Below are 26,173 nucleotides of genomic sequence, written 5' to 3' on the forward strand. Positions count from 1 at the left end.
GCCTTCTTCACCCAGTCCAGCAACGTGTGGGCCGAGCAGCCGATCTTTGCCGCTATCGACTGGCAGGCGGTCCAGCGAGAGGAATGGTCAGCCTCGTGATCCAACACCAACCGCACAGCGCGCTCGCCCACCTCAGGGGAAAACTTGTTCGTCGTCTTGCTCGTCATGGCTCCATCCTATTTGGAAGTTGGAGCCTCCGGCAAACCCGGGGCGGTTCAGTTCTGGTTGACCTGTGAATTGCCCCTAGATTTGTGGACGCCTTCTTCCCTAAATTTGAGGCAAGGAGGCCATGATGGGGTCTGGCAATTTCACTGATGAGTTCAAGCGCGATGCGGTCGCGCAGACCACCGAGCGTGGTTATCCTGTCGCGGAGGTGTCGAAGCGGCTGGGTGTCAGCCAGCACTCGCTCTACGCGTGGCGCAGGAAGTTCTCGAAGCCATCAGGAGGCGATGGGGATCAGGCAGCCGAGATACGTCGTCTGAAGAAGGAACTGGCGCGCGTCACCGAGGAGCGCGACATCCTAAAAAAAGCCACCGCGTATTTCGCCAAGGATGCAAAGTGAGATACGCGTTTGTTGCCGAGCATCGCCAGCAGTTTGCTGTGCGCGCGATGTGTCGCTGCCTGCGCATCCGACCCAGCGGCTTTTATGCCTGGCTGAAGGCCCCATTGAGCAAACGGGCTCGGGAAGACGCACGTCAGACCGAACTCCTCAGCAAGGCGTGGAAAGAGAGCGGCAGGGTCTATGGTTATCGCAAGCTGCACGACGACCTTCTCGATCAGGGAGAAACAGCCTGTGCCAACCGTGTTGCCCGTCTTGCAAAGCTTGCCGGGATCAAGGCGCAGATCGGCTATAAGCGCCGGCCCGGATCCTACGGTGGCAAGCCGTCCGTCGTGGTCGACAACACCCTTGCCCGGCAGTTCGACGTCGACGCGCCGGACAGGGCATGGGTAACAGACATCACCTACATCCGAACCCAGGAAGGCTTCGCCTATCTGGCCGTGGTGATCGACTTGTTTTCACGCCGCGTCATCGGCTGGTCGCTGCAGAGCCGACAGACCACCGATGTCGTGTTGCAGGCGTTGCTGATGGCGGTGTGGCGTCGAAAGCCGAAGAGCAAGGTCCTGGTCCATTCCGATCAGGGCTCGCAATTCACCAGCATGGACTGGGTGGCCTTCCTGAAGCACCACAATCTTGAGCACTCGATGAGCCGGCGCGGAAACTGCCACGACAATGCTGTGGCAGAGAGCTTCTTCAATCTTCTCAAGCGCGAGCGAATCCGGCGAAAGACCTACCGAACACGCGACGAGGCAAGGCAGGACGTGTTCGACTACATCGAGATGTTCTACAACCCGAAGCGCAAGCACGTCAGGAACGGGATGCTGTCACCCGTCGAATTCGAACGGCAGCAGGAAATGTAACCCGAGGGTGTCCATGAAACTCGGGGCTATTCACTGCACACGCGAGAGCCATTCATAAAACGTGCCTTCAAAGCCTGAGGTCGATGCGCACAGAGGCGACGCGGCCATCCCAGGCGCCGCGCTCAGCAGCATGGCCACAATCGCGCCGCCGATAGGTCTGATGCCACATCGCAGAATTGGATCAAGGACTGCCGGACCTGAAGCGATGCGAAGGCCTGCCGGCGAACGCTTCGGCTTTGGATCCCGAGAGTTCGATCTTGGCGCGCCATGCTCGATACCGCACGATCCGCCAGATCCGCTCCCTATCGCCGAAACGGGCCCGGCCTTCCCGGATTTTCGCGCGAACGACCACCTTGCCGCCACTCGCATGACGGCATCTGAGAATGCTTGGAACATTGTCACCCCACCCGCCGGCCTCGCTCCGAAGCCCGCAATGTCGCGCCTGGCTAGCGCCCCCTTCCGCGGCAAAGCAGAATCAAATGAAACAGCTAGCCAAACTCGGCGGCGAGTAATTCGAAAGCCAACACCAACACAATGCAAATTCGATGGAGTTTACGATTGTTAATTTGGTACGTGCCGTGGCTTTGACCGTGCCGCCAGATCGCGTCTCTTTCGTATCGCGCCTCGGGTCGACCGTCCGCATAGTTCCGGAGAATTGGAGACGCCGAGCTTGTGCAAGGCCTCCCGTGAGCCTCACACCAGCTTTGGTGCACCGATCGTGGCAATGCCGCTGCGTCGTGCTCGACGGCACCGGGGACAACACGCCGGGAGCCGGCCACCCGAGCTAGAAGAAGTCCTCCTGGGACAGGCGGCATCCCGACCGTGCGGCCTTCGCGAAGCTTCCTGTCAATCTTGCGATCGTGCCCGAGAGCGAGCAGCGCATCACGGACTGGTTCGCCGTGAAGACGGTCCCGTTGCTGAACCCGGAGGATGCAACCGACAAGCAAAGCAACGCTGGCCAAACTGCCTTCCCTGGCTTCGAATGTGCGGCCGCCCGCGATTGCAGACATCACGTCACGCCTGCAGAAAAAGCATTAGGGCGGGGATCTTAGAGCACCTGAACCCGAGCGTTTTCGGGGTGGTGTGGGCGTCGAAATACAACCCCCTTGGAGAACGTGGTGGGCGATGACGGGCTCGAACCGCCGACATCTTCGGTGTAAACGAAGCGCTCTACCAACTGAGCTAATCGCCCTCACGAGGCTGGAGATTTATGCGGTAAGCGCCTTGTGCGCAAGACCGAATTGCCATCGGCCAGCCCTTCCGCAGCGTAGCGTTGGATCGCTTGCGAAATAACGTTCCGCCCGGCTTCGGGCGCTTGACACCTCCGGTCGAACCGCTTAATTCACCCACCAACGCGGGCCGCACGAAACGTGCCGCAAGCGCCAAGCGCGGGTGTAGCTCAGTCGGTTAGAGTGCCGGCCTGTCACGCCGGAGGTCGCGGGTTCGAGCCCCGTCACTCGCGCCATTTTTTCCTAGATTTTCAGCAGTTCGCTGTCTCAAGGTTTCAACTCGGTATTTGGCCGGGTTTCGAATTCGCGCGTCTATGGTTGTTCTTCCTCGCCGGTCTCGAGTTGCGGCGCGATCTCGTCGGTCGCCTCCGGTTCCGGCTCGCGCGCCTGTTGCGTCAGAAGCAGCAGCACGAGAGCGATCCCGGCCAGCAGCTTCCACAGTCCAGCGGCCAGTCGTTTGCCCGGATCGTTGATCATGGAATAACTGTCCTGCGTCGGTGGCCGTCATGCAAGGCTGAAACGAAAAAGGCCGGCTTTCGGCCCGACCTTCAAAGTCTCGACGGCGGCGCCAGTACGTCCGTGGTCACCAGCCCATATTTCAAGGGGTCATCCGCGCGGGCGTCGCCGCTCGCGACGGTTTCCCTCACCGCCGCTTTGCGAGGCCAACTTGTTGCGCATCGGGCCGATCCGGGCCTCGATCGCCTCGACGCTCGGGCGCGCGCCTTTCGTGTGACCGTCGATCGCCGCGCGCATCGCGGCCAGGTGGACGAAGGACGTGCCGCAGCAGCCGCCGACGATGCGCGCGCCGCCATCGACCGCCAGTCGCACATAATCGGCCATCAGTTCCGGCGTGCCCGAGTAATGGATTTCCGACCCGCGAAACTCCGGAATGCCGCAATTGCCCTTGACGATGATCGTGGCATCCGGCCGCGCCGCGCTCATGTCGAGGAGCGAGGCCAGGATATCGGCCGCGCCGACGCCGCAATTGGCGCCGACCGCGACGGGATGATCGGAGAGTTGGTCGCCGACCTCGTAGATCGCATCCGGCGCAAGCCCCATCATGGTGCGCCCGGCCGTGTCGAACGATCCGGTGTAAGTGTAGGGCAGGCCGACTTTGATTGCGGCCTCGGCTGCCGCCTTGATCTCGTCGGGCGCCGACATGGTTTCGATCCACGCGACTTCCGCGCCACCTGCCTTCAGTCCCTCGATCTGCTCGACGAAAGCGGCCACTGCCTCGTCATAGGTCATGGCTCCGAGGGGCACGAGGAGTTCGCCCGTCGGTCCGACCGAACCCGCCACGATGACGCGTCGGCCCGCCTTGTCGGTGATACCGCGTGCGATCTCGGCCGCCCTGCGGTTGATTTCGTGCACGCGGTCTTGCGCATGGTGCAGCTTCAGCCGGTGCCGCGTGCCGCCAAACGAGTTGGTGAGGATGATGTCGGCGCCCGCGTCGACGAAGCCCTGGTGCAAGGCCGCGATCTTGTCCGGCGCGGTTTCGTTCCAAAGCTCCGGCGCCTCGCCGGCTTCCAGCCCCATCGCGAAGAGATTGGTGCCGGTGGCTCCATCGGCCAGGAGCACACCCTTTTCGGCGATCAGGGCGTCGATCGGATTTTCCAATGAGGGTCTCGATTTGCTGTTTGCAACAGATATAAAGAAATCCTTATATCCGGTCAATCGATCGGGCCGTCAGCGAGTTGTCGGCAATAGGCGGCGGCCTCGTGAGCGTTGATCTCCGCCGCACGGATGAGATTGTCGAAGTGCCGTGTCAGCGTGCGCACGGGCGTTACCGCGTTCAGCACCAGATACATCTCGCCGACATAGATCGCCGCGCGGATCTGGCCGAAGATCGTGTAGGGGATGGAGTAGCGCTGGCGCCCGTCATAAAGATAAAGTCGGAAGCTTGGATAGAGATCGTCGACCAGCCGCGCCATATGGGCAAGCTGTTCACGCCGCGCGCTCTCGTCGAGCCCGCTCCACACGCCGTTTCCCTTGGCGAATATCTCCAGCATGTGGCGCGGCATGCAGACCTCCATGTCGGTCTCCGGCCGCCGGTTGTAGTCTATCCGGTAGTCTTTCTCGTCGATCTGGCTCTCACGGTTCTTGCGCGTGATTCCCGCCTCGTAGTCGATCACGGCGTCGGTGCGCAAAAGGTCGGGTATGCCCGCCGGCACGTAGCGGATCTTTGTCCCCGCCGCCTCCGCATGCCAGACGGCGAGAAGCGTGCGGTCGAAGCCACCGGTGCCTTCTTCGATCTCGAGGCTTTCGCGGATCTCCGAGGCAAGCCCTTCGTCCTGGCTGATACCGAGTAGCCAGTCGAGAGAAACATTGTAAGTCGAGGCCATGTTGAGAAGCGTTTCGGCCCGCGGCAACCGCGTCGATTGTCCGGATAGAAGCTGCGAAAGGGCCGAGCGGTCAATGCCGACGCTGGCGGCGAAGGCCGATTGGTTCTGGTCACTACGGGCCAGCAGAAGTTTGAGCCGCTCGCGAAAGAGTTGGGAGAGGTCACGCTTGTCCATGCCCAATGATATCGCTCTTGTTGACTAAACAAAACAATTGTCGTCTTCGATTTTCACTATCAACGAAATATGCGCAAAGTCACATTGGTGTGAGCCTCATTTGATGTCAGCATCATGTCAGCAGGATCGGGGGATCCACGCGAGTCGGGGCGGGACATTGACATGCTACGAAACGACGGAAGGGCCGCGTCGGCACCGCGCGCCCGATTTGTTTCCAGTGCCATCGAGTGGCCCACGGTCGTACTGATCGCGGGGTGCTACGGCGCCTGGCTCGCGGCGGGCACGGTCGGCTGGTTCTTCTCGCCCTGGATTGCGATCGCCATCCTCACCATAACCGTCGCATTGCAGTCCTCGCTGATGCACGAGGCCGCACACGGCCATCCGACGCGAAACGGCATCCTCAACGAAATCCTCGTCGGCCTGCCGCTCGGGATCGTCTATCCCTATCGTCGGTTCAAGAAGCTGCATCTGTGCCACCACGCCGATGAGCGGTTGACCGACCCATTCGACGATCCGGAAAGCTATTATCAGGCATTCTGGAGGCATGAGACGCTGCCGGTCTGGCTGCGCACCCTTCTGTCCTTCAACAACACCATGGTCGGCCGCTTCCTGATCGGCCCCGCCCTGTCGAATGCCGCGTTCCTGGCGTCAGACCTGAAGCTCCTGCGTGCCGGCGACCTCGGCGTCCAGCGCGCTTGGCGACACCATCTGGTCGGCCTGGCAGTCATGCTTCCAATCCTCGTCGTCGCATTCAATATGCCGCTTTGGCTCTATCTGGTGCCGGTCTATCTCGGCCAGTCGCTGATCGCGATCCGCACTTTCGCCGAGCATCAGTGGTCGGAGCGCCCGGACGGCCGCACGATCATCGTCGAGCGCTCTCCACTGGCACTGCTCTTCCTCAACAACAATCTCCACCTCGTCCATCACAAGCTGCCGACTGTGCCATGGTACGAACTGCCCAGTCGCTTCCGCGCACGGCGCGAGGAGTGGGTGCGCATGAATGGCGGCTATGTCTTTCCGAACTATCTTGCGCTCTTCCGCGCCTTCGCGCTCAAGCGCAAGGAGCCTATCGTCCACCCCGTTCTGCGCCGGCAGCCCGAGCCGGGCAGGGCGTTTCGCCCGCGCATTCGGGCCCGCTCCGTGCATTTTGCGGGGTCTGCGCCGGTCCCGGCCGAACCGTCGACCGAGTAGGGGCTTGCATCCTGCCCTGACGGCATCCGATAAGGCCTCATGAGCAATCCAATCGCCGCCCTTCCCATGTATGACTGGCCGGAAGTTCGCGCCGAGACGAATGCGCAATGGATCGCCATTCGCGATGTCCTGCGCGGCGCCGGCATCGATGCGCCGGAGGAACTGACCCGCGAGACCGGCGACCTTTACGACTTCTGGCGCCGCCCCGACGTCCTGTTCGCCCAGACCTGCTGGGGCCCGATGGGCGACGGCCTCGCCGACCATGTCCACGTCATCGGCCAGCCGGACTATTCGGACGTGGAAGGGGGCGAGGGAGAGCTGTATCGCAGCGCGGTCTTGATGCGGAGGATGGACGTGAGTTGCATGGAGCCGCCAGCTTCCCGACAGTCCCTGTCCGACCGCATCCGCCACAAGCGCTTTGCCTACAACGCTCCCGACTCGATGTCCGGCTATCTCGCCCTTCAGTCCGACCTCGCCTCGCTGGACGTTTTCAGCGAGCACATACCCACCGGCGGACATCGTGCTTCGATCCGTGCCGTTGCATCGGGCCGGGCGGACGTCTGCGCCATCGACTGTCGATCCTGGGCATTGGCGCAGCTTCACGAGCCGGCTGCAGCCGACCTCGTCCGCGTCGGCTGGACGAGCCCACGCAAGGGCCTTCCCTACATCACCAGTCGAACGACGAATCCTCAGGCGCTTGCCGCGATGCGGGCCGCGCTCTTGGAAGCTAAGGTCATTCTAGCTGCCGGCTGACTTTCTGCTCTTCGGCTTGAGGCGTATCATCAAGCCCCCTTCTTTCGGCTGGTCGACATCGAAGGCGCCTGCTTTTCGGGCAAGATCGCTGAGCTTCTTGAAACCGTAGCTGCGCGGGTCGAAATCGGGTGCGAGATTCGCGAGTTGCGTGCCGACGCCTCCAAGCCCGACCCATCCGCCGTCCGGATCGATCTGTTCTATGGCCTTTCGGATCAACGGTGCCGCCGCGCTCGGTGATTGAAGCGATTTGGTGTCGGCCTTTCGGTCGCTCTTGCTGTCCGACGAGACAGGCAGGAGGTTCTCGATATAGATGAAGCGCTTGCAGGCATGGCGAAAGCTTTCCGGCGTTTTCTGTTCGCCGAAACCGTAGACCTCCAGCCCTTCTTCGCGAATGCGGGATGCGAGACGCGTGAAGTCGCTGTCTGAGGAGACGAGGCAGAACCCGTCGAACCGGCCGCTGTGCATCAAATCCATCGCATCGATGACCAGGGTGATGTCCGAGGCGTTCTTGCCGGTCGTATGCGCGAATTGCTGTTGTGGCACGATCGCGTGCTTGGACAGGAGTTCCGCCCACCCTTTCGAACGTGCATTTGAAAAATCGCCATATATCCGGCGAACGCTGGCCTCGCCGAGGGTCGCGATTTCCTCGAACAAGCCGTCTGCGATCTTGAACGACGCATTATCCGCATCGATGAGCACGGCAAGACGCGGCAATTTCTCTGCAACGGGCATTCCGGCTCCTTGTGCCTTGTCGAGACCAATTGAAGGCAACGCTGTCTCCCGATCAACCCCGCATCTTCTCTCCCGCCGGATCGAACGGAGGCTCGACCGCGATTCGCGCCGGACGGCGCTGGCCGAGAATTTCGATCTCGAACACGCCGTCACTCGAATCTTCCGAAAGCGCCGCCGGCACATAGCCTTGCGCCATCGATTTCTCGACGAAGTGCGCATAGCCGCCCGACGTCACCCAACCGACCACCGTCCATTCGCCGTCGCGTATGCCGCGTACAGCAGAGGCGTCGGTCGCCGCCTGCGATCCGCGAACGTCCTTGCCGTCCAGATCGAAGCGCGGCGCGCCATAGCCGTGCGGCTCGATGACCGTGCCGAAATCCTGGCCGTTTATCTTCGCCCAGATTGGCTCGTCGCCCATGACGTCCGCATCGAGCGCATCGACGGTGAAGGAGACGCGCCGCAGCTTCGGACCTTCGGCCTTCTCGTTTGCCACCGCCTCGCGGCCGATGAAATCGTTCTTCTCCAGCTTGATGAACCGGTCCATCGCGCCTTCGAAGGGTCCGTAGATCGGCCGCAATTCCCGGAACCAGGTCGGGAAGTTCTTTTCCAGGCGCATCGAAAGCAGCGCCCGCATGCCGAAATCGACGATGCCGAACTCTTCGCCGTCGCGCTTGATCGCCTGATAGACGAGGCGCTGATATGCCGGCTCCATCCAGATTTCATAGCCAAGATCGCCCGTGTAGGAGATGCGGTTGACCATGCACGGCGCGCCGGCCACTGCCATCTCGCGAAAATCCATGAACTTGAACGCCGTGTTCGACACGTCCGTGTCGACCAGTTTCTGAAGCAGGTCGCGCGAGCGCGGCCCGGCGATCGCGAGCCCCACCAGTGTCTGGTCGAAGCGGATGATGCGGACCGAGCGGTCCTTGGGCAGATGCTTTTCAAACCAGCGCATGTGGTACTTCTGCGCTGCGGACGAGCCCCAGACCATGAAGCGGTCGTCATCTGCCTTGGCGATGGTGAAGTCGCCAATCAGCTTGCCGAACTCATTCAGCATCGGCGTCAGAACGATGCGGCCGGTCTTTGGCATCCGGTTTGTCATCAGCCGGTTGAGAAACGCCTCCGCACCGGTGCCCGCGACTTCGTATTTGGCGAAATTCGCTATTTCCGTCACGCCGACACGTTCGCGCGTCGCGCGAACTTCCGCCCCGATATGCTCGAAATCGTTGGAACGGTGGAAGGAAACGACGTCCTTCGGCTCGGTGCCCTTCGGAGCGAACCAGAGAGGGGTTTCCAGGCCCCATGAATCGCCCATCACCGCATTGTTGTCGCGCACCATGACGTCATAGATCGGCGTCGTCTGCGCCGGGCGCGCGGCGGGCAGTTCCTCGTTGGGAAAACGGATCGAGAAGCGCCGCGAGTAGTTCTCGCGCACCTTGGCGTTGGTGTAGCGCAGGCTCGCCCATTCACCGAAACGCGCGACATCCATGCCCCAGACATCGAAGCCGGGGTCGCCGTTGACCATCCAGTTGGAGAGTGCCAGCCCCACGCCGCCGCCCTGGCTGAAACCCGCCATGACCGCGCAGGCGCACCAGAAATTGGTCAATCCCTGAACTGGGCCGACCAGCGGGTTGCCGTCCGGCGCGAAGGTGAAGGGACCGTTGATGATCTGCTTGATGCCGGCCTTCTCGATGCCGGGAAAATGCTTGAAGCCGATCTCCAGCGACGGCGCGATGCGGTCGAGGTCCGGCTGCAGCAGTTCGTGGCCGAAATCCCAGGGCGTGTTGACCGGAGACCACGGCTTGCACGCCTTCTCATAGGTGCCGAGCAGCACACCGTTGCGTTCCTGCCGCGTATAGATTTCGCCCTTGAAGTCGAGCACGCCGACCATCTCGCGGCCGGTTCGCGCGTTGAACTCCTCGACCTCCGGCATCGGCTCGGTCAAAAGATACATATGCTCCATGGCGAGAAGCGGCAGCTCGACGCCGACCATCCGGCCGACCTCGCGTGCCCACAGGCCGCCGCAATTGACGACATGTTCAGCTTTCACGGTGCCGTTCTTGGTCACCACGTTCCAGGTGCCGTCGGCCTCCTGCGTCAGTTCGATCACCGGGTTGCGCAGCACGATCTCCGCCCCGAGCGTCTTCGCCGCCTTGGCATAGGCGTGCGTCGTGCCCGATGGGTCGAGATGGCCCTCGACCGGGTCCCACATCGCGCCGACGAAATTCGTCTCGTCCATCAGCGGAAACATCGCCTTGGCTTCCGACGGCGTGATGAGTTCGGTGTCCATGCCGAGATAGCGCCCCTTGGCATGGGCGAGCCTCAGGAAATCCATGCGCTCCGGCGTATCCGCCAGCATCACGCCGCCCGTCAGGTGCAACGAGCAGGACTGGCCGGAAATCTCCTCCAGTTCCTTGTAGAGCTGGACAGTATAGGCCTGCAGCTTGGCAACGTTGGGATCGCCGTTCAGCGTATGAAACCCGCCCGCTGCATGCCAGGACGAACCGGACGTCAGCTCCGACCGCTCGATCAGCATCACGTCCGTCCACCCGGCCTTCGCCAGATGGTAAAGCACCGAACACCCGACGACGCCCCCGCCGATCACGACCGCTTTTGCATGGGATTTCATGTGGATATGCCTGTCTTCGGAATCAGAAAGTCATGTTCGGACGATCATACTAGAAATCCGTCGGCGCGCCGCCCTCGACAATCCGCCGCTCGACGAAATCGTTGATCGCGTCCTCGATCGCCGGGTCGATCGCCGGCTTTTCCCAGGCGGCCAGCCGCTCCTTCCACACCCGGTTGGCCTTTTCGACCGTCGTCGGGCTGCCCGCCAGTTGCCAGCTTTCGAAGTTGCGCCAGTCGGAGAGGATCGGCGAATAGAACGCGTTCTTGTATCGATCCTGCGTGTGCTGGGTGCCGAAGAAGTGCCCGCCTGGGCCGACCTCGCGGATGGCATCGACCCCCAGCGCCGCGTCCGAAAGATCGAGCGGCGTCAAGAACTCTGCGACCATCTGAAGGAGGTCGATGTCGAGGATCATCTTTTCGTAGGAGCAGCGCAGCCCGCCCTCCAGCCACCCTGCCGAATGCATCATGAAATTCGCGCCAGCCTGCACCGCACCCCACAGCGAGAAGACGCTTTCATAGGCGGCCTGTGCATCGACGGCGTTGGCGGCACACACGTTCGACGTGCGGTAGGGAATGCCATAGCGCCGCGCGAGCTGTCCGCCGACGAGCTGCGCCTTCATGTATTCCGGCGTGCCGAAGGCCGGCGCTCCTGACTTCATGTCGACATTCGAGGTGAAGCCACCATAGCCGACCGGCGCGCCCTTGCGCACCATCTGCGCGAATGCGATGGCCGAAAGCGCCTCTGCGTTCTGCTGCACGAGCGCGCCCGCGATCGTCACCGGCGCCATCGCGCCGGACAGCGTGAAGGGCGTGACGATCACGATCTGTCCGCGGCTCGCCATCTGGATGATGCCTTCCATCATCGGGATGTCGAGCTTGAGCGGCGAGTTGGTGTTGATGATCGTATAGACCGACGGCTCTGCGAGAAGCTGTTCCTCGGAAATACCGCGCGCCAGCCGAGCGATCTCGATGCCGTCGACATTGCGCTCCCTGCCGAGCGAATAGATGTGGAACGGCTTGTCGGTAATCAGCGCCAGATCGCGCACGCATTCCAGATGCCGGATCGATGGGTGGATGTCGGTCGGCTCGACCGGATAGCCGCCGGTTGCGTGAATGATGTAGTGAACCTGCGCCAGCTTCAGGAAATTTCGGAAATCCTGCTGGTTGCCCGGCCGGCGCCCCCGGTCGAGATCGGAACAGTTCGGCGCCGAAGCGACCTGCGCGAAGACGAGATTGCGCCCGCCGAAATGGACGTCATGCCCCCGGTTGCGCGCATGTAGTGTGAATTGCGACGGGCAATGTGAAACCAGTTCGAGGATCAGGTCGGCGTCGAAGCGCACGCGTTCCGACCCCTCGCGCACGTCCGCCCCGGCATCTTTCATGATCCGTCGCGCCTCGTCATGCAGCACGTCGACGCCGATTTCCTTGAGCACTCTCAAGGAGGCAAGGTGGATGGATTCGAGTTCGTCCGCTGAGAGAAGTTCGGTCGGCGCGAACGGAATCGTGTGGCGGCGATAGGCAGGCTGCTCGAACGCTGCCGATCCGCCAGATCGCTTACCCGCCCGCCCGCCGCGCCGGCCGCGTTCGGTTGCGAGCGCCTCGGTGGGCATGGTCAGATCAGTCATCGCTGCCTCGACGGAACGCTGGAAATTTCGCCGCATATTGAACTGCGAACGATCCCTCCAACAACGAGCCGGCGACCTTGAGAAAGAGGGAATCGACACGCGCGACATGGCGCTATCGAAGGAGCGACATCGCCGGATTTCCGGTGTCTGGACCACCGAAATCCAACTTTTCGGCCACTTTCATTTTGCTCTGGCGCGCTGCGCATGGACAGGATCATGTCTCTGCATGGAAACGATCGCTCTGCCCGCCGCAAAGCCTGTGCCATGGCTCGCCATTGGCGCCGTGACGGCGACCGTGTCGGTGTTCGCGATCGCGCAAGGCCTGTCCTATCCGCTGCTCTCCTTCATCCTCGAGCGGCGGGGCGTCTCGCCGACGATGATCGGCCTGTCCGCCGCCATGTCTCCCCTCGGCATGATCGTCTCCTCCTCGCTCGTGTCCGCGCTCGTCAAGCGGCTCGGCGGCGTGCGCACCGTGCTTTTGTGCGCCGCATTCTGCGCGTCGCTTCTCGCCTTGATCGGCGCGACCCAGAATGTCTGGCTCTGGTTCCCGCTGCGCTTCATGATCGGAATGTCGGTCATTCCGCTCTACGTCCTCTCCGAGGTCTGGATGATCTCGCTGGCTCCCGCCCATGCGCGAGGCCGGTTCATGGGCTTCTACACCTCGACCATCTCGCTTGGCTTTGCGCTCGGCCCGACAACGCTTGCGCTGGTCGGCACGCAGGGCTGGCCGCCCTTTCTGGTGGGCATCGCAGCCTTCCTCATCTGCGGCCTCTTCGTCGCTGCCGCCGCGCCGCGTCTGCCGCAATTCCACGAGGACGAGCAGCAGGGCACCGTGCGCCGCTTCCTTCCCGTCGCGCCGACATTGCTCCTCGCGGTCATCGTCGCGGCCGGGTTCGAGACGGCGATGCTCTCGCTTCTGCCGTCCTACGGCCGCGCCTTCGCGGTCGGGGAGGCGGAGATGGCGACGCTCCTCACCGTCTTCATCATCGGCAATTTCGCGCTGCAGGTCCCGTTCGGCATCATTGCGGACTGGTGGAGTGCCCGCGCCGTCATGCTCGTCTGCACGGTGTTGACGATGGTTGGCTGCGCGCTCTTGCCAGCGGTGCTCGCCACGCCCGCGCAATGGCCGGTGGCCTTCTTCTGGGGCGCGTTCGCCTATGGCATCTACACGATGGCGATCGTCGAGCTTGGCCAGCGCTTTTCCGGTTCCATGCTGGTGGCCGGCAATGCCGCCTTCGCGTTGATGTGGGGCATCGGCGGCATTTCGGGGCCACCGAGCGCGGGGATCGCGATGCAGCTTTTCGGGCCGCACGGCCTGCCGGCGGTGCTTGCGGTTTTCTGTTTCCTGCTCGTGCTGGTCGGCGCCCTGCGCGCGCGCCAGCGCGCTTGAACCGAAACCGGGCCGCCGCTACAAAAGCCTATGCGCCGCTCTGTCAAAAGACATGCCCATGCCTCGACGCCGTCGCCGCGAACGCGGCACGCCGAGCTTTTGCGCCTGTGCGCCCGGATCGGATATTCTCCGCCGCTCTCCGCCTGAACCCCTCGTTCAACGGAGAGACATGACATGACCTACCAGAATTATTCCCTGAAGCAGCTTCAGGAGATCGATGCGGCCCATCATCTCCACCCCTTCACTGACCACAAGGATCTTCGCGATGCCGGCTCGCGCATGATCACGCGCGCCGAAGGCCCGTTCGTATATGACAGCGAGGGCAAGGAAATCCTCGACGGCATGGCCGGCCTTTGGTGCGTGAATGTCGGTTACGGCCGCAACGAACTGGCCGAGGCCGCCTATGCGCAGATGAAGGAGTTGCCCTACTACAACTCCTTCTTCAAATGCACGACGCCGACGCCGACGCTTCTGGCGAAGAAACTGGCCGAAATCGCGCCGGCCAACATGAATCAGGTCTTTTACGGCTCGTCCGGCTCGGAAGCCAACGACACCGCGCTGCGCCTCGTGCGCCACTATTGGGCACTGGAAGGCAAGCCGCAGAAGAACCGCATCATCTCGCGCAACTGGGCCTATCACGGCTCGACGATCACCGGCACGTCGCTCGGGGGCATGTCGGCGATGCACGGCCAGTTGAACGGCGCGGTTCCGAACATCGTTCACGTGATGCCACCTTATGCGTACGAACTGGCCCGGCCGGGCGAGAACGATCATGATTTCGGCCTGCGCGCCGCGAAGGCGGTCGAGGATGCGATCCTCGAGGCGGGCGCGGACAATGTCGCCGCCTTCATAGGCGAACCGGTCATGGGGGCAGGGGGCGTCAAGATCGCGCCCGAAAGCTACTGGCCGGAGATTCAGCGCATCTGCCGCAAGTACGATGTGTTGCTGATGCTCGATGAGGTCATCACCGGCTATGGCCGCACCGGCGAATGGTTCGCCGCGCAGACGCTCGGCATCGAGGCCGACACGATCACCACCGCCAAGGCACTGACCTCCGGCTACCAGCCGCTCTCGGCTCTTTTGGTCGGCGACCGGATCGCGTCGACGCTGGTCGAAAGGGGCGGCGAGTTCTATCACGGCTACACCTATTCGGGTCACCCGGTCGCCTGCGCCGTCGCGCTTGCCAATCTCGACATCATCGAGAAGGAAGGGCTGGTCGAGCGCGTTCGCGAGGAAACCGGGCCGTATCTGGCCAACGCCCTGACGGAACGCTTGGCCGGCCATGGCATCGTCGGCGAGGTGCGGAGCATCGGCCTCATGGCCGCCATCGAAATCGTCAAGGACAAGGGCACGCGCGAGCGGTTTGAAAATGTCGGCTTCGCCGCCGCCACCGTTCGCGATCACGCAATGGCAAACGGCATGATGATGCGCGCGGTGAATGACACCATGATCCTGTCTCCTCCGCTCATCTGGACGAAGGAAACGATCGACATGGCTTGCGAGCGTATCGGCAAGGCGCTCGACCTGGCAGAGCGCGACCTGCGCAAGTGACGCATGCGCCCCTTTCGCGCCTGAGCGAGAGGGGCACCTTAAACCGGAGGCCGGCTCAATGACCGCACCCATCCTGCAGCTTGTCGAATATCCCGACGCCTCGCCCGAAGTCCGCGAAGTCTACGACGACATTATGAAGACGCGCGGCACGGACTGGATCAACAATTTCTGGAAAATTCTCGCACACGACCCCGCGACGTTGAAGCGGACATGGCGGGATGTGAAGGAGGTGATGGCGCCCGGCGCGCTCGATCCCCTGACCAAGGAACTGATCTACATTGCCGTCTCGGCCACCAATGGCTGCGAATACTGCACATATTCCCACACGGCCGGCGCACGCGCCAAGGGGATGACGGACGCGCAACTCATGGAGGTCATGGCGGTGATCGGCATGGCGAACGAAACCAACCGCCTCGCCAACGGCTTGCGCCCGCCGGTCGATCGGCAGTTCATGCCGGAACAACCCAGCTCCTGACGCGTTTTGTGCGGCGCAATATCGCGCTTCTGAAAGCCTGATTCCATGCCGGCCAAGCCCACCGCTCGAAAGATCCGCGCCGCCGCCTCCCTGACGGGAAACCTTATGCTGGCGCCGGCGGTCATCGCCATGCGTATGCCGATGCTCGCGGCGGAGGCCCAGAGTTCCAACCCTTACCGGGTGGAAACCACCCGCGCAGTGACGGAGAAGATGTCAGCCATGGTCGAGGGTGCCTTAGCCGCCCAGTTGGCCTTCACACAGGCCGCCATCCAGTTCTGGCCGGAAGTCTGGTCCGGCCGCACGCCGTCGTTGATCAACGGCGTCGCTGCCGACCGGGCGCTGCGCGCTGCGCTCAAGCCGTCGGGGACGGCGGTGCGCAGCAATCATCGTCGATTGAGCCGCAGCATCTGAAACGCAAAACCGCGCTCTCCAGAAGAGAAACGCGGTCTTGCCACAAAGACGCATGGCACTTCGCGACAAGATACTTGCGAAGGTTACTGCTCCGGTACGCAATACCTGATCCGGAGCGGGAGGCGGTTGCGACGACCACCTTGTGATCTGTTCTAGCCGGACAATCTTACCAGCGGGTTAGCAGTTGCTTAAGCAAAGATGAATCTGCCGAAAATCGGGTAGCTCAACCGACTTTCCCGCGAAGAAAGTTGATGATGCCGGAAAAATCCGTGCCGCCCTGGCCCATCGCGTTGAAAAGCGCGTAAAGCTGCGCTGCCTCTGCGCCGAGCGGCGTCACCGCCCCGGCGCTCTGCGCCGCTTCCTGCGCCAGCTTCAAGTCCTTCAGCATCAAGGCGGCAGCGAAGCCCGGCTTGTAGTCGCGATTGGCCGGCGAGTTCGGAACGGGGCCGGGGACCGGGCAATAGGTTGTCAGCGACCAGCACTGGCCCGATGAGGTCGACGCGACGTCATAAAGCGCCTGGTGTGACAAACCGAGCTTCTCGGCCAGCACGAAAGCTTCGCCGACACCGATCATCGAGATGCCGAGGATCATGTTGTTGCAGATCTTCGCCGCCTGGCCCGCGCCCGCTTCGCCGCAATTGACCACCTTGCCGGCCATCGGCTTCAACACCGCAGCGGCCTTGTCGAGCGCGTCCGCGCTGCCCCCGGCCATGAAGGTCAGCGTGCCTGCCTCCGCCCCGCCAACGCCGCCGGAAACCGGAGCGTCGACCGAGAGCATGCCGGCATCGGCAGCAATCTTGTGGGCCTTGCGTGCCGATTCGACATCGATGGTCGAGGAGTCGATGAAGAGCGTCCCTTTGGCGGCAGCTGGGACGATGTCTTCATAAACGGACACGACATGCTTGCCTGCCGGCAGCATGGTGATGACCACCTCTGCGCCCGAAATCGCTTCCCGCGCGCTCGAAGCGACCGCGACGCCATTAGCCCTGGCAGTGTCAAGATTGGCCTGGACGAGGTCGAAGCCCGTTACGTCATGTCCGGCCTTGACGAGATTTGCGGCCATGGGATTGCCCATGTTTCCGAGGCCGATGAATGCGATTTTCGCCATCGCGAAGTCCTCCCGATAGATGGTTATCAGCGTCCGATCATGTGACGCGCGATGATGACCCGCATGATCTCGTTCGTGCCTTCCAGGATCTGGTGCACACGCAGGTCGCGCACGATCTTCTCGACTCCGTAATCGTGCAGGTAGCCATATCCGCCATGGACCTGCAGCGCCTGGTTTGCGACGTCGAAGCAGGTGTCCGTGACGAAGCGTTTCGCCATCGCCGACCACTTGCCGGCGTCATGCGCCTTGCGATCGAGCTTTGAGGCTGCCGCATAGAGCAGCATGCGCGAGGCACTCAACTCGGTTTCCATGTCGGCAAGTTTGAACTGCAGCGCCTGGAACTGGTCGAGAGTCTTCCCGAAGGCCTGCCGCTCGCCGGCATAGGCAAGCGCCTTGTCGAGCGCGGATTGCGCGCCGCCCAGCGAGCAGGCGGCAATGTTGAGCCGTCCGCCGTCGAGTCCGGCCATAGCGATCTTGAAGCCCATGCCCTCGTCGGCAAGAAGGTTTTCGGCCGGTACCTTGCAGTCGTCGAAGATGACCTGACGGGTCGGCTGCATGTGCCAGCCCATCTTGTTTTCACTTGCGCCGAAGGAAAGGCCGGGCGCATCCTTGGGGATGACCAGCGTCGAGACGCCCTTCGGCCCGTCTTCGCCGGTACGCACCATGGCGACGTAAACGTCCGATTCGCCGGCACCGGAGATGAACTGCTTGGCGCCGTTGACGATATAGTCGCTGCCATTGCCGCCCGAGCGCGTTGCGCGCGTTTTCAGAGCGGCCGCGTCCGATCCCGCGCCCGGTTCGGTCAGGCAATAGCTCGCGATCCATTCGAGCGAGGTCAGCTTCGGCAGGAAGCGCTGGCGCTGGGCCTGATCGCCGAACCTGTCGATCATCCATGTCGCCATGTTGTGGATCGAGATGAAGGACGAGAAGGCGGGGCAGGCGGCGGCCAGTGCCTCGAAGATCAGGACCGCGTCGAGCCGTCCGAGCCCCGACCCGCCGACATCCTCGCCAATGTAAATACCGCCGAAGCCGAGCGGACCCGTCTCACGGATGACGTTTGCCGGGAAATGCCGCTCGCGATCCCAGTCGAGCGCATAGGGCGCGACGCGCTCGGCGGCAAAGCCCGCCGTCATTTCCTGAATGGCGCGCTGGTCCTCGTTGAGTTCGAACTGGCTGGCCGTGGCGTCGGTCGCGGCGTCCATGCCGACCTCCCTGTCGCGATGGATTTTCCTCGCCGGGCAATCTAGACCATTGGCCGGCGCGCGCAACGTGAAGCCTGTGCGCCAGGCGACAAGGGGATGTGCATGGCTTCGAGTCTGTCGGTTCCGGGCCATTGGTGCTCCTTATGACCAGCTCCATTATGCTCCAGGGCACAGGCTCTGATGTCGGCAAGACGCTGCTTGTCGCGGGCCTCTGCCGTGCGGCGCTGCATCGTGGTCTGCGCGTGCGACCGTTCAAGCCGCAGAACATGTCGAACAACGCCGCGATCGCCATCGGCCTCGACGGCTCACCTGGCGAGATCGGCCGCGCGCAATGGCTGCAAGCGCGCGCCTGCAAGGTCGCGCCAAGCGTCGACATGAACCCCGTCCTGCTCAAGCCGCAAAGCGACGTCGGCGCGCAGATCGTCATCCATGGTCGCATGGCCGGCGAGGCCGCGGCGCGCAATTTCGGCGCGCAGAAAAACCGATTGATGGCGGCAGTGATGCAGTCCTGGCATCGGCTTCGCGAAGACGCCGATCTCGTCATCGTCGAAGGCGCGGGTTCGCCGGCCGAGATCAATCTGCGCGATCGCGACATCGCCAATATGGGCTTTGCGACCGCCGCGAACGTCCCGGTCGTCCTTGTCGGCGATATCGACCGTGGCGGCGTCATCGCCTCGATCGCCGGTACCCATCTGATCCTGCCCCGGGAAGACCGGCGGATGATCGCCGGTTTTATCGTCAACAAGTTCCGCGGCGAGCTTTCGCTCTTCGACGATGGCCTTGCCGCCATCGAGCGCTTCACCGGCTGGCGCTCCTTCGGCGTCGTGCCCTGGCTGAAGGAGGCGGCGACCCTGCCGGCGGAAGACGCGGTCGTGCTCGACCGCGCCTCGCGCGGCGGCAAAGGCAGGCTGACGATTGCGGTGCCGATGCTCTCGCGCATCGCCAATTTCGACGATCTCGACCCGTTGCGCGCCGAGCCCGACGTGGACGTCGTCTTCGTGCGGCCCGGCCGTGCGATCCCGCCGGTCGACATCGTCTTTCTGCCGGGCTCCAAATCGACCATCGCCGATCTCGCCTTCCTGCGTGCGCAGGGCTGGGACCGCGACATCGTCCGTCATCATGCCGCGGGCGGCACCGTGATCGGCTTGTGCGGTGGCTTCCAGATGCTCGGCCGCCGCGTCACCGACCCTGATGGGACGGAGGGTCTGGAGCGAGATGCGCCCGGCCTCGGCTTGCTCGACGTCGAAACCGCGCTCGAACCGCAAAAGACCCTGCGCGAGGCGAACGCCCTCTCAGTCCGCCACGGCGTCGCAACGTCAGGCTACGAAATCCATCTCGGCCGCACCAGCGGGCCGGATTGCGCGCGTCCGGTGTTCCGGATCGACGGCTTGCCGGACGGAGCATGCTCGGCGGACGGCCGGATCTGGGGCACATATTTGCACGGGCTCTTCACCGGCGATGCCTTCCGCCGCCGCTTCCTTGCAGAGCATGGCATCGAGGCCGCGCCGCTCGGATTCGAACGGCGGATCGACGACGCGCTTGACGCAATCGCCGAGGCCCTCGAAACCCATCTCGACTGCGACGGCCTATTCGCCGCCGCGCGCTGATCGTCAGCCGTTCTCTTTGAACCAGTTGACGATGGCCGGCATGTTGCGCTCGAAGCCGCCGGGAATGAAGAAGTTGAGCAGACCCGCGCGCGCGTCCGTCCGGTTCTCGAAATCATGGATCGTGCCGGCTGGAATGCGCAGGAAATCGCCCGGCCCAATATCGTGCCATTCCTCGCCGACGAGTACAGCCATCACTCCGCCGATCCCGTAGAACACCTCGTCATTCGCGTCATGGCTATGCGCACCCGGTCCGGTTGTCCTTGGGTCCAGCCACCATTCGGAGACGCTGTAGGCCTCCTTCGTCTCGGCCTCGTCGGCCTTGAAGATCGCGCGCATGCCCGGCATCTCATAGCTGCGGCCGGCGCCGGCTGTGAGCTTGATGACTTGCGGCTTCATCATGATGTCCAACCCGCCCTCCATCGTCGGTGAAGGATAGCGCCGGACATAGCCGGCCAGAAGGCTTCGCTGCAATCGAGGCCAACATTTCCGGGCACCGACCGCAAGACTGCCGTCACCGCAAGCATAAATCCTTCGTAAGCATAATTCGGCTAGGATTAGCAAAACGCGCAACTTGCATCGAGCGCGTATCGGAGTTGAAGCGTGGTCGAATCAGAACAGGACTTGCGGATGCCGGCCGAAATGCTGCTCGTCCTCGCCATCGTCCTGCGCGAAGGCGATCGACTGGACCAGTTCGACCTCCTTTGCGAACGTGTTTACGACTGGCTGGGCCTCCCCTCTGGGGAACGCGAATTATTGGCTGCCGAGCTGGCCCGCTATCATGCAGGAGTGAGCACGTCGGCAAGCATCCTCGCCCTGCGCGCACTGGCGCAAGAACAGCGCCGTCTGGTAGCCGAACAGGTGCTTGACTTCGCCGTGACGGACACGCTGCTCAGCCAGCATCAAAAGCGGCTCGGCATCCGCGTTCGCGACATTCTGGCCGTCGACGATCCAACCAGCTAGATGCTTGCCGCCGCGCGCCGCCGCGCAAGCGCGCGGTCGAGATCGGGCGAGGCAGCGACGAGCATCCTGCCCGCCTCCGATTGCGGACCGTCGAGCACTGCTGCGGTATCGCCGCGCTCCACGATCTCGCCCTCGTGCATCACCATCACCTGATCGGTGATCGCCCGCGCGACCATCAGATCGTGCGTGATGAAGAGATAGGCGACGCCGAGCCGCTGGTTGAGGTCGGCAAACAGGTCGAGCACCTGCGCCCGGATCGACACGTCCAGAGCCGATACCGGTTCGTCCGCGACGATCAGCTTCGGACGCGTGATCAGCGCCCGCGCGATCGACAGTCGCTGCCGCTGGCCGCCCGAAAATTCGTGCGGATACTTGTCCATATCCGCCGTCGATAGCCCAACCTCGGCAAGCGCCTGCGCCACCATCTGGCGCTTTTCGTTCCGGGAGGGCTGGAGTTCGAGAAGATGCAGAGGCTCCGCAACCAGGCGCTCAACCTTGTGGCGCGGATTGAACGAGCCGTAGGGGTCCTGGAAGACCACCTGCATGTTCCGCCGCGAGGGCCGCAGCTCCGCCTCGCTCTTCGTGGTCAGTTCCTCGCCGGCAAACCGGATCGAACCCGAGCTAGGCCGATCGAGCGCGAGGATCATGCGGGCGAGGGTGGACTTCCCGCATCCCGACCGCCCCACAAGCGCCATCGACTGGCCCTCATGAAGGGCGAACGACACACCTCTAACCGCGCGAAATGGCTCGGGCTTGGAAAAGAACGATCGCCTGCGTCCCGCATAGTCGCGGGTGACGTGTTCCAGGACAAGAAGGGGGCCGGTCTGCGCGTTGCGAGATGATTGGGCCGCATCGCGTTGGGACGGTGCGCCCCCACCCCGTGCCCCTCCCCACGAGGGGGAGGGAGACGTCGAAGCCGAGCTCTTCCCGATGAGTTTTCCGCCTGGCACCGAGGAACCAGAACCGGTCGCGGCATCCGCGTCTCCCTCCCCCTTGTCGGGAGGGGAGAGGGGTGGGGGTACGAAGCGCGGGGTCCTCGCCGGCACATGCATCGAAGCCTCGGCGAGCTGGCGCGTATACGGATGCTTCTTCTCGGTCAAAATGCGCGCTGTCTCGCCCGTATCCATCACCTCGCCATGGCGCATGATCGTGACGCGATCGGCCATGTCGGCGACCACGGCCAGATCGTGCGAGATGAGCAGAAGCCCCATCTTCCGCTCGTCGACGAGGTCGCGCAGAAGGTCGAGAATCTGCGCCTGCAGCACCACGTCGAGCGCAGTTGTCGGCTCGTCGGCGACGAGCAGCTTCGGCTGCAGCGCGCATGCGATGGCGATCACGACGCGCTGGCGCTGGCCGCCGGACAGTTCATGCGGATAGCGCGACAGCGGGAACTTGGCCTCCGGCAGGCCGACACGGTCGAGCATCGTGCGGGCGCGGTTCTCCGCATCCTTGCGGTTCGCGCCGGTGTGCCAGCGAATGCCCTCGGCCACCTGTTCACCGATGGTCTTGACCGGGTTCAGCGCCGTCATAGGTTCCTGGAAGACCATGCCGATGTCATCGCCGCGCAACTTGTTCATCGCCGCTTCCGGCGCGTTCAGGATGTCGATGCCGTCGAACGTCACGCGCCCGCTGGTACGCGCGAGTTCGGGTAGGAGGCGCATCAGCGTCAGAGCCGTCATTGATTTGCCGGAGCCGGATTCGCCGACCAGACCCAGCACCTCGCCCTGGTCAATATGCAGATCGACGCCCCTCAGGACCTCGAAATTGCCGATCGAGAGCCGCAGCTTTTCGATTTCGAGCAGGCTCATCGCTGGCGCCTTAGTCGCGGGTCGAGCAGGTCGCGCAGCCCGTCTCCGAGAAGGTTGAGGCCGAGAACCGTGATGACGATCGCAAGGCCCGGGAAGATGGCCAGGTGCGGCGCGACCATCATGCGGGTCTGGGCGTCGAATAGCATGCGCCCCCAACTCGTCATCGGCGGCTGCGCGCCGAGGCCGAGATAGGAAAGCCCCGCCTCGGCGAGGATGCCGAGCGCGAACTGGATCGTGCCCTGGACGAGCAGAATCGAGGCGATGTTGGGCAGTATGTGCTGGATGGTGATGAGCGTCGCCGACTTGCCGGAGGCACGGGCGGCGAGCACATATTCGCGCGGCCACAGCGCCATCGCGCCGGCGCGGGCCACGCGCGCGAAGACGGGAATGTTGAAGATGCCGATGGCGACGATGGCGTTGACGGCGCCCGGCCCGAAGATCGCTGTGATCATGATCGCCGAAAGGAGGGCAGGGAAGGCGAAGACCACGTCGTTGAAGCGCATCAGCGCCTCGTCGATCCAGCCGCCGCGCGCGGCCGCCCAGCAACCGAGCGGTACGCCGATCCCCATGCCGATTCCGACTGCGACGAGCGCGACGGCGATCGAGTTGCGGGCACCCATCATGATCAAGGAGAGGATGTCGCGCCCGAAATGGTCGGTACCGAACCAGTGCTGCGCCGAGATCGGCTGCATACGGTTCGCAACCGTCAAATTGATGACGTCGTGCGGTGTCCACACAAAGGAGACCAGCGCCATCAGTGCGATCAGCGCGGTAATGACGAACCCGGCGACGAAGGAGACGTTGGAGAACGCCGCGCGGGCGAACTGCCCGACGCCCTCCACCGGCGGTGAGGTCGGCTCGGCGCTCATGCGCGTGCCCTCAATCGCGGATCGACCATCGCGTAGGCGATGTCGACCAGAATGTTGACGAGGACGACGCTTGCAACGAGGAGCATCACCACGCCTTCGACGACGATCAGGTCGCGCTGCGTGATCGCCTGGAAGACGAGCCGCCCCAGCCCGGGCAGGTAAAAAACGTTCTCGATAATGATCGTCCCGGCGAGAAGAAAGGCAAATTGCAGCCCGAGGATGGTCAGCACTGGGATCATTGCGTTGCGCAGCGCATGCCGCCAAAGCACATAACGGCGCGGCATGCCTTTGGCGCGCGCGGTGCGGATGTAGTCTTCGCCGAGAACTTCGAGCATCGCCGAGCGGGTGACGCGCGCAAGAATCGCCGCCTGCGGCAGTGCAAGCGCGATCGAAGGGAGGATCAGCGCCTTGACGCCCGGCCAGATGCCGCCCGCCCAGCCGGGAAATCCACCGGCCGGAACGAGGCGCAGCCACACGGCGAAGACGTAGATCAAGAGAAGTGCAAACCAGAAATTCGGGATGGCGACGCCGATCTGCGCGGTGCCCATCGAGACCGTATCGCCAAGCCTGCCGCGCCGCGCTGCAGCGAAGATACCGACCGGAATGGCGATGACGGTAGACAACACCAGCGAAATCACCGCCAGCGGCAAGGACACGATGGCCCGCTCGGCGATCAGTTCGATCACGGGCGAGCGGTAGGTGTAGGAATTGCCGAAGTCGCCGACCGCCATGCCGGCGATCCAGTTCGCGTAGCGCTCCACAAGCGGCACGTTGAGGCCCATCTGCTCGCGCAGCGTGGCCAGCGCTTCAGGCGCGGCGTTCATCCCCAGCATGATACGCGCGGGATCACCCGGCAGGATTTCCATGATGGAGAAAACCACGATCGACGCGACGAGAAGCGTCAGGACGCCGATTGCGATGCGCTTGGTGAGGAAGAGGGTCATTGCTTCTGCGCACAGCACCGGTTTCGGCGATGGTTCTCGTCCTTCGACGGTGAACCCCCACCCATTGTCCCTACCCACGAGGGGGAGGGAGCCGCCCGCGCCGCACCGCACCCTGTCGCGTGGCGGAACGATGACGGCATGAACGCGCCGTCGAGGTCTCCCTCCCCCTTGTGGGGAGGGCTGAGCGGTGGAGGTTCAAGCGCGAACACGATGCAGGCTGGCCACGTTACTCCGCCCACCGCACCTCGGTCAGATCCGTCGACTGGATCGGCGCGTTTTCCCACATGCCTTCGAGTTTGGCGTCCCAGACGCCGATCTTCGGCAACTGGAAAAGGAAACCCACCGGAACGTCCTCGGCCAGAATCCGCTGCGCCTGGCCGTAAAGTTCATTGCGCTTTTCTTCGTCCGACGTCGCGTCGAGTTCGGCGATGACCGCGTTGAACTCGTCGTTGTGGTAGTCGAAATAGTAGTCCGGCCGCGAATAGATATCGATGTCGTTCGGTTCGGTGTGAGAGATCACCGTAAAGTCGTAGTCTTTCTCGGTGAAGACCTGGCTCAGCCAGTCTGCCCATTCCACCGGGATGATCTCCAGCTCGATACCGACCTGGCGCAGCTGCGAGGCGATAACCTGTCCGCCTTCGCGCGCATAGGGCGGCGGCGGCAGCTTCAGCGTCGCCGAGATGCCATCGGCAAATCCAGCATCGGCGAGGAGTTGCTTCGCCTTCTCGGGATCATACGGATAGGTATCGGTCAGGTCGATATAGGCCGCGTTGGCGGGCGAGAAGTGCGAGCCGATCGGCGTGCCGAGGCCCGAGCCGTTTCCGGCGATGATCTCCTCACGGTTTAGCGCGTGGGCGATGGCCTGTCGCACTTCGAGCTTGTCGAACGGCTCCCTGCCATTGTTGATCGAAAGCAGCGTCTCGCCCTCGGTCGAGCCGATCACGACCTCGAAGCGCGGGTCGGACTGGATCTGCGACAGCGCGTCGCCGGCCGGCATATTGGGGAAGGCATGGACGTTGCCCGAAAGCAGCGCCGGAATGGCTGCCGCGGCATCGGGCACGATGCGGAATTCGGCGCGTTCGAGCGCCGCCGGCTCACCCCAATAGTCCGGGTTCTTGACGAGGACGACGGACGAACCCTTGGCCCAGTTGTCGAACTTGAACGGGCCGGTGCCCACCGGTGTCTCCATGTTGCCGGCGGCCGATGCCTCCGAGACGATCACCGCGTCGCCCCAGCCCATATTGTAGAGGAATGACCCTTGCGGACGCGACAGCTTGACGGTCACGGTCGTCGGGTCGGTCGCCTCCACGCTTTCAATTGCGGCAAAAAGGCCCTTTTGCGCGTTGGTCGAATCTTTGGCACGAGCGCGGTCGAGCGAGAACTTCACGTCGGCCGAGGAAAACTCGGCGCCGTCATGGAATTTCACCCCTTCATGAAGCTTGAACGTGTAGGTCAGGCCATCTTCGGAAACTTCCCAGCTTTCCGCCAGCGCCGGCAGAACTTCGCCCGTTGGTCCGATCTTGGTCAGCCCCTCGAAGAGGTTGGCATAGACGATCTCGTCGATCGCGGCGGCCGCGCCTGCGGTGGGGTCGAGATGCGGCGGTTCGAGCACGACGCCGATCACGACATCGGCGCGCTGCGCGAAGGCGGTGCCGGACGCGAGCGCGATGGCTGCAGCGGTGAGCACAGGAACGATGATTTTCATGTCAGGCAGGCTCCCAGGGAACGGACGTGGCTGGCCGGATTGAAGCGCGA

At 63.2% G+C, this 26,173-nt stretch carries 22 protein-coding genes, 2 tRNA genes and 1 pseudogene; 10 read left to right on the top strand and 15 right to left on the bottom strand.

The genetic code is table 11. From position 1 onward, the window contains the following. Positions 1-167 (bottom strand): annotated as a pseudogene (locus tag GTK01_RS00005) (IS3 family transposase); the annotation flags it as partial. Between the two features lie 125 nt (positions 168-292). Between GTK01_RS00005 and GTK01_RS00010 the strand changes: the two are divergent. After that, a protein-coding gene (locus GTK01_RS00010) for an IS3 family transposase (RefSeq protein WP_252923619.1) occupies positions 293-1,419 on the top strand; the annotation gives its coding sequence in 2 pieces (ribosomal slippage) (positions 293-533 and positions 533-1,419; 1,128 coding nt in all). A gap of 1,116 nt (positions 1,420-2,535) precedes the next feature. Here the strand turns inward: GTK01_RS00010 and GTK01_RS00015 are convergent. Further along, positions 2,536-2,611 (bottom strand) — tRNA-Val (locus GTK01_RS00015). Positions 2,612-2,807: 196 nt separating this feature from the next. Here GTK01_RS00015 and GTK01_RS00020 point away from each other — a divergent pair. After that, positions 2,808-2,884: transfer RNA gene (locus GTK01_RS00020), tRNA-Asp, on the top strand. A 76-nt stretch (positions 2,885-2,960) separates the two neighbouring features. Here GTK01_RS00020 and GTK01_RS00025 read toward each other — a convergent pair. From GTK01_RS00025 to GTK01_RS00035, 3 genes are all read right to left on the bottom strand, one after another. Then, entirely contained in the window at positions 2,961-3,125 is a 165-nt protein-coding gene (locus tag GTK01_RS00025; protein ID WP_252923621.1) for a hypothetical protein, read from the bottom strand. A 129-nt stretch (positions 3,126-3,254) separates the two neighbouring features. After that, a complete protein-coding gene (gene bmt, locus GTK01_RS00030) occupies positions 3,255-4,265 on the bottom strand; it encodes a betaine--homocysteine S-methyltransferase (RefSeq protein WP_252923623.1) in 1,011 nt (336 codons plus the stop codon). Between the two features lie 53 nt (positions 4,266-4,318). Continuing rightward, positions 4,319-5,164, bottom strand: coding sequence for a helix-turn-helix domain-containing protein (locus GTK01_RS00035; RefSeq protein ID WP_252923624.1), 846 nt, complete (start codon positions 5,162-5,164; stop codon positions 4,319-4,321). Between the two features lie 162 nt (positions 5,165-5,326). Between GTK01_RS00035 and GTK01_RS00040 the strand changes: the two genes are divergently transcribed. Both GTK01_RS00040 and GTK01_RS00045 read left to right on the top strand, forming a co-directional pair. After that, the gene (locus GTK01_RS00040) at positions 5,327-6,355 is read left to right on the top strand and encodes a fatty acid desaturase (protein ID WP_252923626.1); all 1,029 of its coding nucleotides are present in this window, start codon (positions 5,327-5,329) and stop codon (positions 6,353-6,355) included. A gap of 39 nt (positions 6,356-6,394) precedes the next feature. Beyond that, complete coding sequence (locus tag GTK01_RS00045) at positions 6,395-7,108, top strand: phosphate/phosphite/phosphonate ABC transporter substrate-binding protein (RefSeq protein ID WP_252923627.1); 714 nt, start codon at positions 6,395-6,397, stop codon at positions 7,106-7,108. Here the strand turns inward: GTK01_RS00045 and GTK01_RS00050 are convergent. Genes GTK01_RS00050 through GTK01_RS00060 form a run of 3 tightly spaced genes read right to left on the bottom strand, consistent with a single transcriptional unit; the run spans position 7,094 to position 12,093 of the window. Further along, positions 7,094-7,840: an NYN domain-containing protein gene (locus GTK01_RS00050; protein WP_252923628.1), complete on the bottom strand. Its 747-nt coding sequence runs from the start codon at positions 7,838-7,840 to the stop codon at positions 7,094-7,096. The genes GTK01_RS00045 and GTK01_RS00050 overlap by 15 nt on opposite strands. 52 nt (positions 7,841-7,892) lie before the next feature. Beyond that, positions 7,893-10,469, bottom strand: coding sequence for an FAD-dependent oxidoreductase (locus GTK01_RS00055; protein ID WP_252923629.1), 2,577 nt, complete (start codon positions 10,467-10,469; stop codon positions 7,893-7,895). Positions 10,470-10,518: 49 nt separating this feature from the next. After that, positions 10,519-12,093 carry a trimethylamine methyltransferase family protein gene (locus tag GTK01_RS00060; RefSeq protein WP_252923630.1) on the bottom strand — a complete coding sequence of 525 codons (1,575 nt, stop codon included), beginning with the start codon at positions 12,091-12,093 and terminating at the stop codon, positions 10,519-10,521. Between the two features lie 226 nt (positions 12,094-12,319). Here GTK01_RS00060 and GTK01_RS00065 point away from each other — a divergent pair, with 226 nt between their 5' ends. The 4 genes from GTK01_RS00065 to GTK01_RS00080 all read left to right on the top strand — a co-directional run bounded on the left by GTK01_RS00065 (position 12,320) and on the right by GTK01_RS00080 (position 15,920). Then, positions 12,320-13,483, top strand: a complete 1,164-nt coding sequence (locus tag GTK01_RS00065) for an MFS transporter (protein WP_252923631.1) — start codon at positions 12,320-12,322, stop codon at positions 13,481-13,483. Positions 13,484-13,657: 174 nt separating this feature from the next. Further along, positions 13,658-15,034 carry an aspartate aminotransferase family protein gene (locus GTK01_RS00070; RefSeq protein WP_252923633.1) on the top strand — a complete coding sequence of 459 codons (1,377 nt, stop codon included), beginning with the start codon at positions 13,658-13,660 and terminating at the stop codon, positions 15,032-15,034. A 58-nt stretch (positions 15,035-15,092) separates the two neighbouring features. Further along, positions 15,093-15,509: a carboxymuconolactone decarboxylase family protein gene (locus tag GTK01_RS00075; protein WP_252923634.1), complete on the top strand. Its 417-nt coding sequence runs from the start codon at positions 15,093-15,095 to the stop codon at positions 15,507-15,509. Positions 15,510-15,554: 45 nt separating this feature from the next. Next, positions 15,555-15,920 (top strand): hypothetical protein, encoded by a 366-nt coding sequence (locus GTK01_RS00080; protein WP_252923635.1) that lies wholly within the window; start codon positions 15,555-15,557, stop codon positions 15,918-15,920. A 223-nt stretch (positions 15,921-16,143) separates the two neighbouring features. Here the strand turns inward: GTK01_RS00080 and mmsB are convergent, their stop codons facing one another. Together mmsB and GTK01_RS00090 are read right to left on the bottom strand one after the other, a co-directional pair. Beyond that, positions 16,144-17,028 (bottom strand): 3-hydroxyisobutyrate dehydrogenase, encoded by an 885-nt coding sequence (mmsB, locus tag GTK01_RS00085; protein ID WP_252923636.1) that lies wholly within the window; start codon positions 17,026-17,028, stop codon positions 16,144-16,146. A 26-nt stretch (positions 17,029-17,054) separates the two neighbouring features. Further along, positions 17,055-18,230: an isobutyryl-CoA dehydrogenase gene (locus tag GTK01_RS00090; protein ID WP_252923638.1), complete on the bottom strand. Its 1,176-nt coding sequence runs from the start codon at positions 18,228-18,230 to the stop codon at positions 17,055-17,057. A gap of 143 nt (positions 18,231-18,373) precedes the next feature. Here GTK01_RS00090 and GTK01_RS00095 point away from each other — a divergent pair, with 143 nt between their 5' ends. Beyond that, positions 18,374-19,837: a cobyric acid synthase gene (locus GTK01_RS00095; protein ID WP_252923639.1), complete on the top strand. Its 1,464-nt coding sequence runs from the start codon at positions 18,374-18,376 to the stop codon at positions 19,835-19,837. Between the two features lie 3 nt (positions 19,838-19,840). Here the strand turns inward: GTK01_RS00095 and GTK01_RS00100 are convergent, their stop codons facing one another. Beyond that, the gene (locus tag GTK01_RS00100; protein WP_252923641.1) at positions 19,841-20,233 is read right to left on the bottom strand and encodes a cupin domain-containing protein; all 393 of its coding nucleotides are present in this window, start codon (positions 20,231-20,233) and stop codon (positions 19,841-19,843) included. A 243-nt stretch (positions 20,234-20,476) separates the two neighbouring features. Here GTK01_RS00100 and GTK01_RS00105 point away from each other — a divergent pair, with 243 nt between their 5' ends. Next, the gene (locus tag GTK01_RS00105; protein ID WP_252923642.1) at positions 20,477-20,797 is read left to right on the top strand and encodes a hypothetical protein; all 321 of its coding nucleotides are present in this window, start codon (positions 20,477-20,479) and stop codon (positions 20,795-20,797) included. Here the strand turns inward: GTK01_RS00105 and GTK01_RS00110 are convergent. The 4 genes from GTK01_RS00110 to GTK01_RS00125 all read right to left on the bottom strand — a co-directional run bounded on the left by GTK01_RS00110 (position 20,794) and on the right by GTK01_RS00125 (position 26,123). After that, positions 20,794-22,605: an ABC transporter ATP-binding protein gene (locus GTK01_RS00110; protein ID WP_252923643.1), complete on the bottom strand. Its 1,812-nt coding sequence runs from the start codon at positions 22,603-22,605 to the stop codon at positions 20,794-20,796. The two genes, GTK01_RS00105 and GTK01_RS00110, sit on opposite strands and share 4 nt — an antisense overlap. Continuing rightward, on the bottom strand, positions 22,602-23,474 hold the full coding sequence (locus GTK01_RS00115; protein WP_252923644.1) for an ABC transporter permease: 873 nt from the start codon (positions 23,472-23,474) through the stop codon (positions 22,602-22,604). The genes GTK01_RS00110 and GTK01_RS00115 overlap by 4 nt, the downstream gene beginning before the upstream one ends. Next, entirely contained in the window at positions 23,471-24,418 is a 948-nt protein-coding gene (locus GTK01_RS00120; RefSeq protein ID WP_252923645.1) for an ABC transporter permease, read from the bottom strand. The genes GTK01_RS00115 and GTK01_RS00120 overlap by 4 nt, the downstream gene beginning before the upstream one ends. A 226-nt stretch (positions 24,419-24,644) precedes the next feature. After that, positions 24,645-26,123, bottom strand: a complete 1,479-nt coding sequence (locus tag GTK01_RS00125) for an ABC transporter substrate-binding protein (protein WP_252923646.1) — start codon at positions 26,121-26,123, stop codon at positions 24,645-24,647. Positions 26,124-26,173 lie beyond the last annotated feature (50 nt).

Source organism: Aliihoeflea sp. 40Bstr573 (assembly GCF_024105655.1).
GTDB lineage: Bacteria > Pseudomonadota > Alphaproteobacteria > Rhizobiales > Rhizobiaceae > Aliihoeflea.

Coding starts and splice junctions, on each gene's coding strand:
- GTK01_RS00080 (WP_252923635.1), top strand. CDS start 15,555: ATGCCGGCCAAGCCCACCGCTCGAAAGATCCGCGCCGCCGCCTCCCTG.
- GTK01_RS00100 (WP_252923641.1), bottom strand. CDS start 20,233: ATGAAGCCGCAAGTCATCAAGCTCACAGCCGGCGCCGGCCGCAGCTAT.
- GTK01_RS00115 (WP_252923644.1), bottom strand. CDS start 23,474: ATGAGCGCCGAGCCGACCTCACCGCCGGTGGAGGGCGTCGGGCAGTTC.
- GTK01_RS00065 (WP_252923631.1), top strand. CDS start 12,320: ATGGAAACGATCGCTCTGCCCGCCGCAAAGCCTGTGCCATGGCTCGCC.
- mmsB (WP_252923636.1), bottom strand. CDS start 17,028: ATGGCGAAAATCGCATTCATCGGCCTCGGAAACATGGGCAATCCCATG.
- GTK01_RS00090 (WP_252923638.1), bottom strand. CDS start 18,230: ATGGACGCCGCGACCGACGCCACGGCCAGCCAGTTCGAACTCAACGAG.
- GTK01_RS00105 (WP_252923642.1), top strand. CDS start 20,477: ATGCTGCTCGTCCTCGCCATCGTCCTGCGCGAAGGCGATCGACTGGAC.
- GTK01_RS00075 (WP_252923634.1), top strand. CDS start 15,093: ATGACCGCACCCATCCTGCAGCTTGTCGAATATCCCGACGCCTCGCCC.
- GTK01_RS00110 (WP_252923643.1), bottom strand. CDS start 22,605: ATGAGCCTGCTCGAAATCGAAAAGCTGCGGCTCTCGATCGGCAATTTC.
- GTK01_RS00095 (WP_252923639.1), top strand. CDS start 18,374: ATGACCAGCTCCATTATGCTCCAGGGCACAGGCTCTGATGTCGGCAAG.
- GTK01_RS00070 (WP_252923633.1), top strand. CDS start 13,658: ATGACCTACCAGAATTATTCCCTGAAGCAGCTTCAGGAGATCGATGCG.
- GTK01_RS00125 (WP_252923646.1), bottom strand. CDS start 26,123: ATGAAAATCATCGTTCCTGTGCTCACCGCTGCAGCCATCGCGCTCGCG.
- GTK01_RS00045 (WP_252923627.1), top strand. CDS start 6,395: ATGAGCAATCCAATCGCCGCCCTTCCCATGTATGACTGGCCGGAAGTT.
- GTK01_RS00035 (WP_252923624.1), bottom strand. CDS start 5,164: ATGGACAAGCGTGACCTCTCCCAACTCTTTCGCGAGCGGCTCAAACTT.
- GTK01_RS00055 (WP_252923629.1), bottom strand. CDS start 10,469: ATGAAATCCCATGCAAAAGCGGTCGTGATCGGCGGGGGCGTCGTCGGG.
- GTK01_RS00050 (WP_252923628.1), bottom strand. CDS start 7,840: ATGCCCGTTGCAGAGAAATTGCCGCGTCTTGCCGTGCTCATCGATGCG.
- GTK01_RS00040 (WP_252923626.1), top strand. CDS start 5,327: ATGCTACGAAACGACGGAAGGGCCGCGTCGGCACCGCGCGCCCGATTT.
- GTK01_RS00025 (WP_252923621.1), bottom strand. CDS start 3,125: ATGATCAACGATCCGGGCAAACGACTGGCCGCTGGACTGTGGAAGCTG.
- GTK01_RS00060 (WP_252923630.1), bottom strand. CDS start 12,093: ATGACTGATCTGACCATGCCCACCGAGGCGCTCGCAACCGAACGCGGC.
- GTK01_RS00120 (WP_252923645.1), bottom strand. CDS start 24,418: ATGACCCTCTTCCTCACCAAGCGCATCGCAATCGGCGTCCTGACGCTT.